The organism is Gemelliphila asaccharolytica (assembly GCF_001553005.1).
GTDB classification, from domain to species: Bacteria; Bacillota; Bacilli; order Staphylococcales; family Gemellaceae; genus Gemelliphila; species Gemelliphila asaccharolytica.
Map to the genome: position 1 here is coordinate 1 of NZ_KQ959885.1, position 11,650 is coordinate 11,650.

The following is an 11,650-nucleotide window of genomic DNA, read 5'->3' on the forward strand; positions in this document are numbered from 1 at the left end:
GAGGCCACACCAGACGGCTACTATGTCGACATTAACGGAGCATGGGTTAAATAGAAATATAAAGAGTTCTTAAAAGAACTCTTTTTTATTACACAAGAAATAATTTTTAATAACTAGCAAAAAATTTTTTAAAAAAAATCCCTAATAGTGAGGCATAATTTTTTAAAATTAATATCTTCTGTTGTATAATATAAAAAGATAATAAATACAAAAAAGGAGTAAACAATGGAAATAATAAAAAATATAGAAAAGAATAAAGCTTTTGACTTTACTAAAGAAGTAGAATATTTAGAAAATCAAATAGTATCTAAAACTATAATACAAGACAAACAAAAATCAATAACAATATTTTCATTTGACAAAAATCAAGAAATAGCAACTCATAAATCAAAAGGAGATGCAATAGTACAAATTATAGATGGGAAAGCTTTAATAACAATAGATGGAAAAGAGCATATACTACAAAAAGGAGAAAGCATAGTTATGCAAGCAGGTCTTGCTCATAGTTTATATGCAAAAGAAAAATTTAAAATGATTTTAACGGTGGTATTTAAATATGAGTAAAGTAATGGGACATGTATTTTTGAGAAGATTGGGGAAAAAAAGATTGCGACCAGGAGGAAAAGAGGCAACAGATTTTCTTTTAAACCACATGCAAATAAGGGAAAATCAAAAAATACTAGAAGTTGCTTGTAACAACGGAGTAAATCTAGAAATACTTTCTAAAAAATATCCAAGTACAAAATTCTATGGTGTTGATTTAGATTCTAGGATGATAGAAGAAGCAGTCCAAAGGGGATTAAAAAATGTAGAATTTACAAAAGCTAACGCAGCTAAATTACCATTTGAAGATGAAAGTTTTGATTATATAATAAATGAAGCTATGCTAACAATGTTACCTAACAACGTAAAAGAAAAGGTAATAAAAGAATATTATAGAGTACTAAAACCAAATGGCTTATTGCTAACTCATGATGTATGTATCATAAATAATGAAGAAAAAGCAATAAAAATACTTTCAAATGCAATAAATGTCAGTGTAAGTCCCCTAACAAAAGAAAAATGGTTTAATATATTTTCTTACAACGGACTAAACGTAATTGACAGTATAAGTGATAAACTAACCTTAATGACTCCATCTGGAATGATAAAAGATGAAGGAATTGTTGGAACATTAAGAATAATAAAAAATGGTTTAAAAAAAGAAAATAGACCTCAATTTATAGCTATGAGAAAAACATTTATGAAATTAAAAAACGACATAGCATATATAGCCATAGTTAGCAAAAAAAATTAATAAAAGTAAAATAACTTTTAAAACTCATACTAAATTAAAAAAGTATGAGTTTTTTTGGTATGTTTAGCTATATATTTATACAAAATATTATTTAAAAATTTATAAAAATTTTTCAAAAAAAACTAATAAATTTTTAATTATTTCAATTTCACCAATTTATATTGATATAAAATATTAAATATAATATAATAAAAAAGGAGATTGTAATATAATAATATTGAGGAGAAATGAAATGAAACTTAAAAAATTATATGCAGTACTATGTGCAACAGCACTTACTTTCACATTAGCAGGATGTTCAGGAGGAGAAAAAAAAGAAGAATCTAAAGCACCAGCTGTAAAAGTAATGGAAGGAGATAAATTAGCAGGTATAGAAAAAGACGATAAAGAAAAAGAAAAATACTTAGTAATTGATGTTCGTACACCTGAAGAATATAAAGAAGGTCATGTAAAACACGCTGTAAATATTCCATTAGAAAAAATATCAGAAAATATAGAAAAAATATCTGCATGGAAAGAAAAAGAAGTAGTTACATACTGTAACACAGGTAAAAAATCACAAAAAGCTGCTGAACAATTAATCAAAGCAGGATTTAAAAATGTAAGCAATGCTAAAGGGGTAAAAGAATTTACATATGATTTAGTAAAATATAACAACATTTTAGCAGCAGACTTCCAAAAAGTAATTGACTCAACAGAAAAAGTTTATCTATTTGATGCAAGAGATAAAAAAGATTACGATGAAAAACATATAAAAGATGCAGTCCTTGTAAATGCTAAAGAATTAGATAAATTAGCAGAAGTATTACCAAAAGAAAAAGACGCTAAAATATATACATATTGCTACAGTGGAAATCGCTCTGCAGTAATAGCTAAAAAAGCAACAGAACTTGGATACACAAATGTAACAAATGTTTTAGACGGAACAAAAGAACATCAATATAAATTTTAATTATTAAAGTAAACAGGGGGCTTTGCCCTCTTTTTTTATTATATAAAAGGAGTAAAATGTGAAAAAAATATGTATTCTCTTTACAAGAGTTCCCTATAGTGGAAAGACAAAAACACGCTTATTTGACTTCGTAACAAGAAAGCAAGCAGCAGAAATACAAATAAAATTATTACAAAATATTTATAAAAATTTACTCTCCTTAAATATAGACATCAAAATTTTTCATAATGGAGAAAAAAAAGATGATAAATTTATGTCAGAAATTTTAAAAACAAATACATTTTATTATCAAAAGGGAAATAATTTAGGAGAAAAAATGTATAATGCATTTTTAGATGTATATCAAACAAATAAACCATGTAAAATAATTTTAATAGGAAGCGATATAGCAGAAAATATAAACAATAAAATAAAAGAAGCATTTGAAAAATTAGATAAAAATGATATTGTAATAAATCCGACATTTGATGGTGGATACTATTTAGTAGGAATGAAAAAACCGATAAAAGAAATATTTGAATTAGAAAAATATGGAAAAGAAAATGTTTTTGAAAAAACAATAGAAAAAATAAAGAAAATAGGTTTAACCTATTCTATAGGAGAAAAAGCACTTGACATAGACACTAAAGAAGATATTTTAGCATATGAAACAGGTTATAATAAAATAAAACTACTAGGAAAGGGAGAATACAATATAAACTTTTTATATGAAGATGAAAAAAAAGAAAAAAGAGTATTAAGAGTCAATATAAAAAGCCAAATGAACTTGAAAAATCAAATACAATATGAATATGAAGCATTAAAAATTTTAGAAAAAAGTACAGTCACCCCCAAAGTCTATGAATTTTCACAAAAAAATAAAATACTACCTTATGGATATTTAACAATGCAGTATCTAGAAGGAAGAGTATTAGACTATAATAAAGACATGGAAGCAGCAGCCTATTTACTTGGCAAAATTCATACAACAAAAATACCAGATAAAAATAATTTAATAATAGCAGAAAATCCCTTTCTAATGATGTATGAAGAATGTTTGAACATGGCAAACATCTATCTAAATTGGGAAAAAAGAGATTTAAAAGTAAGCGAATATATAAAATTTTTCTTAGAAAAATGTAAAAAACAGCTTAATAAAAAAGAAAAAATAGAAAAAGTATGTCTAATAAATACAGAACTAAATAATACTAACTTTATAATAGGAGAAAGTAAAGAAAAAAGTTACATAATAGATTGGGAAAAACCCATATTAGGAGAATGTGAACAAGACCTTGCACATTTCCTAGTTCCAACCACAACATTTTTTAGAACAGAAAAAATTTTAACAAAAAAAGAGATATTAGACTTTTTAAAAGAATATGAAAAATACAATAATTACAATTATCAAAAATTTCTTAAATACTTCACTTTCAACTGTTTAAGAGGAATTAGTTGGAGCGGTATGGCATATAAAGAATACCAAGAAAAAGAAAAAATCTTAGTTGATAACTTTATATTTAATAAAATAAAATCATACTTAGATATTGAATTTTTAAAAAATATACAAAAATATTTCAAAGAGGAATAAAAATGGAAGAATTTATAAAAAGTTTTGGAATGTTAGCTCCCATAATTTTTATTTTAATGTTTGCAATCCTACCAATTTTCTTCTTTCCAGTTCCGATATTAGCCCTTGTAGGAGGAGTAGTTTTTGGATTTGTAAATGGAAGCATACTAACATTTATAGGAGCTATAATAAACTGTTATTTAATGTTTATAATATCAAGAAAATATGGAAGAGAATATGCAAAAAAGCTATTAAAAAAAAAGTTAAAACCAAAACAAGCAGAGAAAATATTTAATGTAAGTGATGACAAACTAATGATAAGTTTAGTTGTCCTCAGACTAATACCACTTGTACCTTATAACTTAATAAATTATGGATTTGGACTAACTAATATAAGCCTATTAAAATATATGTTAGCAAGTATTTTTGGGATAATACCAGGAACCATAGTATTTTTAAATTTTGGAGCAAATGTAACAAATATTTACAGTAAAGAATTTTTATTTTCAGCCCTTTTAGTAATACTATTGACTTTAGGTTCAATAAAAATATCAAAAATGATAGAAAAAAAAGATGAAAAATGCAATAAAAAATTATAAAACAAAATTCTTGCCTCGTACCAAAGAAAACGATATAATTAAAAAGAAAAAACAAACATTCTTTATCTGATACAGATAATAAAAGCAACTAAATAAAATATTTTTAAAGCTAAGTTATCTATTAACTTAGCTTTTTTAAAAAAGGAGATAAATATGAAAAAAGAAAACTTATTACTATATGCAGTAACAGACAGAAGATGGGCTAATAAACAAAGCTTAAAAGAGCAAATAGAATTATCTCTAAAAGGCGGAGTAACATTCTTACAACTTAGAGAAAAAAATTTATCAGAAGAAGAATTTCTAAAAGAAGCTAAAGAAATAAAAGCATTAGCTAAAGAATATAAAGTACCATTTATAATTAATGACAATGTCGATGTAGCAATGAAAGTGGACGCAGATGGAGTGCACGTAGGTCAAGACGACAAGGACGCTAAAGAAGTAAGAAAAATAATAGGAAAAAACAAAATATTAGGAGTATCAGCACAAACTATAAAACAAGCTATAAAAGCAGAAAAAGACGGAGCTGACTATATAGGAGTTGGAGCAGTTTTTCCAACAGGAACTAAGAAAGACGCTGAAAATTTATCAATAGAAATTTTAAAAAAAATATGCCAATCAGTAACAATCCCAGTAGTAGCAATAGGAGGAATAACAAAAGAAAACATATTAAAATTAAAGGGAAGCAAAATAGCAGGAGTAGCACTGGTTTCAGCTATATTTGCATCTAAAGATATAAAACAAGACTGTCAAAAATTAAAAGAATTAAGTATAAAAGTGGTAAGCAAATGAAAATAGAAGGAGCAATTTTTGATTTTGATGGTACCTTATATGACTCTATGGGAATATGGGAAGAAGTAGGAAGTATTTATTTAAAATCACAAGGAAAAAATCCAGAAAAAAATTTAAATAGAAAAATAAAAAACATGAGTTTGGAGCAATCAGCAGAATATTTTAATAAAAAATATAATCTAAACAAAACAAAGAAGCAAATTATAAATGAAATAAATGAGCAAATAAAAACAGCTTATAGTGAAAAAATAGAACCTAAAAAAGGGGCAGCAGAATTTTTAGAAAAATTAAAAAACCTTAAAATAAAGATGATAATAGCAACAGCCACAGATAAATTTTTAATAGAAAAAGCACTAAAAAGAAATAAATTAGACATCTATTTTTTAGATATAATAACTTGCAATATAGTAGGAAAAGGGAAAGACAATCCTTTAATTTATTATAAAGCAATGGAAAAATTAAAAACAAAAAAAGAAACAACACTTATTTTTGAAGATTCATATTTTGCTTCAAAAACAGCAAAAGATTCAGGCTTTTTAGTATGTGGAATTTACGATAAATACGAAAATAAAAAAAGAGAATTAAAAATGATTAGTGATTATTATCTTGAAAATTTCATGGGAAATATAAATTTAAAATAAGGGAGAATCAAATATGTATACATCATTAACAATTGCAGGGTCAGACTCTAGTGGAGGAGCAGGAATTCAAGCAGACATAAAAACCATGACTCTAAATCATGTTTTTGCAATGAGTGTAATAACGGCACTCACTTCTCAAAATACAATGGGAGTGACAGGAATTTTAAACGTACCAAAAGAATTTGTAGAAAAACAGCTAGATGCAGTATTTTGTGACATTGTTCCAGACTCTATAAAAATAGGAATGGTGTCAAATTCTGAAATAATAGAAGCAATAGCTACAAAATTAAAACAATATAAAGCAAAAAATATAGTAGTAGATCCAGTAATGATAGCAACCTCAGGATCTAATCTTTTGGAAGAAGATTCGATAAAAACTTTAAGAGAAAAATTATTTCCATTAGCAAAACTTATAACACCAAATATTTTTGAAGCAGAAGTATTATCAAAAATAAAAATTAATGATAAAAAAACTATGCTTATAGCAGGGGAAAAAATATCAAAAGAATATAACTGTGCAGTTTTAGTAAAAGGAGGACACAGCATAAATGATGCAGATGACCTGCTATATTGTGGCGGAAAGCATTACTGGTTTTATGGGAAAAGAATAGAAAACAAAAACACACACGGAACTGGTTGTACCTTATCAAGTGCCATAGCAGCTAATTTAGCCAAAGGATTTAATCTAGTAACTTCAATAAAACGAGCAAAAAAATATATTGAAGGAGCACTATCCTATAACCTAGACTTAGGACAAGGAGCAGGACCTATGAACCACGCTTTTGATGTGAAAGAAAAATGGAAAAAGGAGAGTAAACAATGTTACTAACAGACTATCTCTTAAAAGAAAGTGAAAAAATCTGGGAAGAATACTATAAACACCCCTTTGTACAAGGAATAGAAAAAGGAACTTTAAAAAAAGAAAAATTTCGTCATTATATAATTCAAGACTATTTGTATTTAGAAGAGTATATAAAAGTATTTGCTTTAGGTGTAGGAAAATCAAAGTCAAAAATAACTAATAATATATTTATAAATTATCTAAATGCTATAAATAGAGAAGAACTAGAAATTCATAGAACATATATGAACAAATTGAACATAACAAAGAAAGATTTTTCCTCTCCTAGAGAATTAGACAACCTTTCTTATACTTCTTATATGTTAAGGATAGCCTATGAAGAAGATGAACTTAGCATTCTAGTTGCTATTTTAGCCTGTGCATTAAGTTATGAAAAAATTGGGAAAAATATACTAAAAAATAATCCAAGTATTTTGCAACACTCGACATTTTGTGAATGGGTAGAAGGTTATAGTAGTGATGAATACTCACAAAATAATAAAGAACTTATAAACATAATAAATAAATTAGCAGAAAACAGTTCTAAAGAAAAAAAAGACCATCTAAAAGAAATATTTGTTAATTGCTCAAAATATGAACTTTATTTTTGGAATTTCTCATGGAATTATCAAGAAAAGGAAAATAAGATATTTTAAAAAAAGAAACACTTCTTAAATTTTAATTTACCTACAAAAAGTTATATTATTTTTAACTTCAAGGTTACTTTAATTTAAGAAGTGTTTTTTAAAATGTTCTTTGTAACTAAGAAATTAGTTTTCTATTTTTTCAAAATCAAAATTATTATTAGCTATTTCTTCTGCAGTAGCTGAGTAAAGCACATCTAAAAATGCAGTTTGGAAAGAAGCGGGACCTTTTGCTATTTTTTCTGCATTACTTCCAGAAAAATTGAAAGCTTGACAGGCAGAAAGTGCAGCTATAAATGGAGATGCACAGCAAGCATAAACAGCACTTAAACCTCCAAGAGCACACCCTGCTCCAGTTATTTTGCTAAATAGTTTGCTTCCTCCATGAGAGTAAGCAAGATAATTACCATCAGTAATTAAATCCACCTCACCAGATACACTAACAGCACCTTTTGTATATTTACAAATAGCTATCGCAGCACGTTTAGCTTCAGAAACAGTTTCTGTTGAGTCAACACCTCTAACTTTAGATTTTTCTTGATTTTCTAAAAGATTCCAAAGGTTAGCTAAAGCTATAATTTCAGAAGCATTCCCTCTAATAATAGGTGGTCTATTTTCTTTGAAGTCACTTAATAATTTTCCTCTTAATTCTCCGATACCTACAGCAACAGGATCTAATACCCAATTTTTTCCTAATTCTTGTAGTTTTTTAGCAGTTCTTGGAAGAGTTTTTTCATATATAGGGAAAAGTGTTCCTACGTTAATATAAACTGCATTTGCTATAGTAGCTACAGTTTCTCCCTCGTCAGGCAAGTAAACCATTGCTGCAGAACCTCCAGCTGCAAGTTGTGTATTTGCAACAAAATTTATGGTAACTGTGTTAGTAATAGATGGTGCCATAGGATTTTCTTTTTTTACTTTTTTAATTGCGGTTATTATTTCTTTTTTTATATCTTCTTTATTCATAGTTTCTCCTTAAATTGAAAAATATCATCTTAATTTATATTATAGTATCAAATTTTCATTATTCCTAGTATAAGAGTTATTAAAGGTAGAGATATTGCTAAAATAGTATCAAAAAGAGTAACTTTCATAACTAAATAGCTAGTTCTTGTTTCATTAAGTCCCTTTGCTTCCATAGCTCTTGAAACATATTCTGACCAATTAATTGTTCTAATCAGTAAAGTAAACAGCGGTTTAGAAGAAAGATAAGAAACCTTTAATCCTCTTATTTGATAATTTAATCTTATTTTATTATAATCTTTTTTTAAATTTGGCAAAAGGTGTAATGCCGCAAGGATTCCATAAGCTAGTTTAGGGGACATTTTACATTGCTGAATAAAACTTGTAATTAATTCTAAACGGTTATTAGTTAAACTATAAGCAAGTCCAATCAATCCATATGCAAAAAGCCTACTACTTAGTATTAATCCATTTTCTAACGCTCCAGTTAAATGTCCACCAATCATAACTACTCTGTTAGATATTAAGCTTTCATTATAAAATTTGTATCCTGCTACAAAAAAGCTTAGTGCTAGTATAATCAAAGGTATAAGAGGAAAAATTAATGATTTTATTGTTACTCTTTTTGAAGTGATTAAACAGCCCAGTCCAAATATACACATAATCAAGTTAAGGTGCCAATTTTCAAAAAAGCCTATAATAACTGATGTTATCATAAAAGAAAAAGTTTTTAAACTGGGATTAAAATGATCTATCATCAATTATCCTCACTTTCTTATTTTCTATTTTTAATTTCTCATCTGCATATATATCAACAAGTCTACTGTCATGGCTGGTAAAACAACAGGTTAAGCCTTTGTTACATAAGTCTTTTAACTGCCACATTATCTTATTAGCATTTTTAAAATCCTGACCAAATGTTGGTTCATCTATTAGTAAAAGTTTTTCTCCATGTACTAAAAGACAGATAACTGCTAATCTACGTTGTTCTCCTTGACTTAATGTCCAAGGGGAAAAATCTTTTTTATTATATAAATTATAATTTTTTAAAAAAATTTCTCCCTTTTTTTTATTATTTTTATTTCCGATAGAAATTTCATCTATAACTTTTGTTGTAATAAGCTGAAGAGAAGGATCTTGAAAAACTAATCCTAAATTTTTAAAAAGTTCAAATTTTTTATATTTTTTTATATTTTTGTTATTGAAAATAATTTCCCCGGTGTAAGATATTTGTTTTAATATGGCAGAAAACAAAGTACTTTTCCCACATCCGCTTTCTCCAGTTAGGGCAATGAGTTGTCCTTTTTTAAAGTTGAAAGAAACATTTTCTAAAAGAGTTTTTTGCCCCGTTTTTTCTTCTCCTACTTTTATAGTTAAATTTTTAGCTTCTAATATAATATCTGACCCTTTATATTTTTTAGGTTTTTTCATATTTTCTAAAATAATTCCTTCTTCAATAAGAAGATTATTTTTTTCATTTACTGATAAATTATCTGTTAATATTTCTCCATTTTCACCTAAAAGACAAAGACGATCTGCAAAGTTCCAAAGGTCAATTCTATGGTCTATTATTAAAAAGGTTTTCCCTTCAGATAGCTTTTTTTTAATTAGATTTTGTAATTTTAAAATATTATTAACATCTAAATTGGCAAAAGGCTCATCTAGAACATAGAGTTTTGGGTTTATTATGTCGATAGAACAAAAAGAAGCTTTTTGCAATTCTCCACCAGACATTGTATCAAAAGGTTTGTCTAAAAATGTTTCTAAGTGATGAATTTCGGCATGGCTTTCTATTATTTTAGGAATATATTTCGGATTTTCCTCCAAATTTTCTAGAATAAAAGTTAATTCTTCTCTTAAAGTGTTCATACAAAAGGAAAGTCTAGCATTTTGAAAGGATACTGCTATTTTTTCGAGTCTTTCTTTTTTATTAAAATTGTTTAGATTTTCATTTTCAAATGCTATTTTATCATATTTGCATTTTCCTCCATGAAGGGGATAATATCCACTTAATATTCCAGCTAAAGTACTTTTCCCGCAACCACTAGCTCCACAAAGCAGAACAATTTCGCCCTTTTTTAAATTCAGGTTTACATTTTTCAAAATATCTTTTTTTCTTCTTTGAAAAGATAGATTTTTGATTGTTAGTATATTATTCTTCATCTTTATAAACTACTCCAGCACGGAAAAGTTTATCACATACAAATTTTGCAACGATACCTGTGAAAATCAAAGCACTAATAAGTCTTATTACAAAAAGTAAAACTAAAATTTTAAGATCCATTGTCCAGTAATGGTGACGCACTCCAGACCATATGAAAGTCACTATAGCACAAAGCACTGCTGCTGTTAGTGAAGTTTTGTAGCTATAATCTTTGTATCCTTTTAATGCGTATGGTGCTTCTGCACAAACACCTTGAATAATTCCTGTAACAAAAACCATAGGTCCAAATGTACTACCAAGAAGAACTTCTATTACTGCAGCTATTACTTCTGTTATAATCCCAACCATAGGTCGTCTAATTAAATGAAGTGCAACTATTGCCGCCATATACCAAATTCCATAACAAAATTCATAACCCACCATTCCATATCCAAATGGAGTTAAAAGGGCAGTTATAGCAGTACCACTAAGAGTTGTCCCAAAATAGATAATTCCAAAAATAACTGATATTAATCCTACAAATACATAATCTTTAGTTGACAATGATTTTTTCATGATAAAACCTCCTAATTAATATTTTTAATCATTCTCAAATTTTTTATAAAATAAAAAAGCCTCCTTTCCGAATGAGTATTCAAGGGAAAGAGCCTTTTTCTTGTTTATTTTTTATTATTCTTATTAAAATTATAAAAATATAGCTACTAAAAGTTCTTTAATTAGATTTTCCTACGCAACTTCTGTTGTTCAGGTTCAACGGGTATAATCTCAGCCAGTGGCACCCCGAATCTCATTTTCATTTTTATACTAACATAAAAATATAAAGTGTGTAAAATATTTTGTCTTTATTTTTAATTTTTTTTAAAACGTTTTATATAATTTGAAATTTTTGTAATTAATTAGTTAGAATGTTAGAAATAGGTAGGTAAAATATTTATAGGAACATCTTGAATTTTTTTTTAGATATTTTAGTATATTTTCTAAGTTTAAATATTTATTCCTTTTATTTTTTTAAAAGAAGAAATATCCTTGGAAAAGTGTAAAGCAGGGGGAAGTGGTGAATGTTACTTCGGTAAAACGCATTTATCAGCTCGATTGAAAAGAAAATGAAATTAGGATTTTAATAGCAGGATTGTATTAGCTTCAAAAAATGAAGAACAAAGGTAATAAAAAAAGCTATGAGTTCGTGAACTGACCCCCAAAAGTTAGACCTAAAA

At 27.1% G+C, this 11,650-nt stretch carries 13 protein-coding genes and 1 riboswitch; of the genes, 9 read left to right on the plus strand and 4 right to left on the minus strand.

Annotated elements, in window-relative coordinates:
• Positions 1-225: 225 nt before the first annotated feature.
• The 9 genes from HMPREF1871_RS03820 to tenA all read left to right on the plus strand — a co-directional run bounded on the left by HMPREF1871_RS03820 (position 226) and on the right by tenA (position 7,321).
• Positions 226-564, plus strand: coding sequence for a cupin domain-containing protein (locus tag HMPREF1871_RS03820; RefSeq protein ID WP_066130242.1), 339 nt, complete (start codon positions 226-228; stop codon positions 562-564).
• Positions 557-1,297: a class I SAM-dependent methyltransferase gene (locus HMPREF1871_RS03825; protein ID WP_066130244.1), complete on the plus strand. Its 741-nt coding sequence runs from the start codon at positions 557-559 to the stop codon at positions 1,295-1,297. Before HMPREF1871_RS03820 ends, HMPREF1871_RS03825 begins: the two co-directional genes overlap by 8 nt.
• Positions 1,298-1,529: 232 nt before the next feature.
• Positions 1,530-2,249 (plus strand): rhodanese-like domain-containing protein, encoded by a 720-nt coding sequence (locus HMPREF1871_RS03830; protein ID WP_066130246.1) that lies wholly within the window; start codon positions 1,530-1,532, stop codon positions 2,247-2,249.
• 58 nt (positions 2,250-2,307) lie between these two features.
• On the plus strand, positions 2,308-3,816 hold the full coding sequence (locus HMPREF1871_RS03835; RefSeq protein ID WP_066130248.1) for a TIGR04282 family arsenosugar biosynthesis glycosyltransferase: 1,509 nt from the start codon (positions 2,308-2,310) through the stop codon (positions 3,814-3,816).
• A gap of 2 nt (positions 3,817-3,818) precedes the next feature.
• Positions 3,819-4,394 carry a TVP38/TMEM64 family protein gene (locus HMPREF1871_RS03840; protein WP_066130250.1) on the plus strand — a complete coding sequence of 192 codons (576 nt, stop codon included), beginning with the start codon at positions 3,819-3,821 and terminating at the stop codon, positions 4,392-4,394.
• A 153-nt stretch (positions 4,395-4,547) separates the two neighbouring features.
• On the plus strand, positions 4,548-5,183 hold the full coding sequence (gene thiE / locus HMPREF1871_RS03845; RefSeq protein WP_066130251.1) for a thiamine phosphate synthase: 636 nt from the start codon (positions 4,548-4,550) through the stop codon (positions 5,181-5,183).
• Positions 5,180-5,824 (plus strand): HAD family hydrolase, encoded by a 645-nt coding sequence (locus HMPREF1871_RS03850; protein ID WP_066130252.1) that lies wholly within the window; start codon positions 5,180-5,182, stop codon positions 5,822-5,824. The genes thiE and HMPREF1871_RS03850 overlap by 4 nt, the downstream gene beginning before the upstream one ends.
• Before the next feature lie 13 nt (positions 5,825-5,837).
• Positions 5,838-6,653, plus strand: coding sequence for a bifunctional hydroxymethylpyrimidine kinase/phosphomethylpyrimidine kinase (gene thiD / locus HMPREF1871_RS03855; RefSeq protein WP_066130253.1), 816 nt, complete (start codon positions 5,838-5,840; stop codon positions 6,651-6,653).
• On the plus strand, positions 6,644-7,321 hold the full coding sequence (gene tenA / locus HMPREF1871_RS03860; RefSeq protein WP_066130255.1) for a thiaminase II: 678 nt from the start codon (positions 6,644-6,646) through the stop codon (positions 7,319-7,321). Before thiD ends, tenA begins: the two co-directional genes overlap by 10 nt.
• Positions 7,322-7,435: 114 nt before the next feature.
• On the opposite strand, the gene thiM is transcribed toward tenA, so the two are convergent.
• Genes thiM through HMPREF1871_RS03880 form a run of 4 tightly spaced genes read right to left on the minus strand, consistent with a single transcriptional unit; the run spans position 7,436 to position 10,991 of the window.
• On the minus strand, positions 7,436-8,275 hold the full coding sequence (thiM, locus tag HMPREF1871_RS03865) for a hydroxyethylthiazole kinase (protein WP_066130260.1): 840 nt from the start codon (positions 8,273-8,275) through the stop codon (positions 7,436-7,438).
• Positions 8,276-8,322: 47 nt separating this feature from the next.
• Complete coding sequence (locus HMPREF1871_RS03870) at positions 8,323-9,030, minus strand: energy-coupling factor transporter transmembrane component T family protein (protein ID WP_066130262.1); 708 nt, start codon at positions 9,028-9,030, stop codon at positions 8,323-8,325.
• On the minus strand, positions 9,014-10,435 hold the full coding sequence (locus HMPREF1871_RS03875) for an ATP-binding cassette domain-containing protein (RefSeq protein ID WP_066130264.1): 1,422 nt from the start codon (positions 10,433-10,435) through the stop codon (positions 9,014-9,016). The genes HMPREF1871_RS03870 and HMPREF1871_RS03875 overlap by 17 nt, the downstream gene beginning before the upstream one ends.
• A complete protein-coding gene (locus tag HMPREF1871_RS03880) occupies positions 10,425-10,991 on the minus strand; it encodes an ECF transporter S component (RefSeq protein WP_066130266.1) in 567 nt (188 codons plus the stop codon). The genes HMPREF1871_RS03875 and HMPREF1871_RS03880 overlap by 11 nt, the downstream gene beginning before the upstream one ends.
• A 151-nt stretch (positions 10,992-11,142) precedes the next feature.
• Positions 11,143-11,229, minus strand: a riboswitch (TPP riboswitch).
• Positions 11,230-11,650 lie beyond the last annotated feature (421 nt).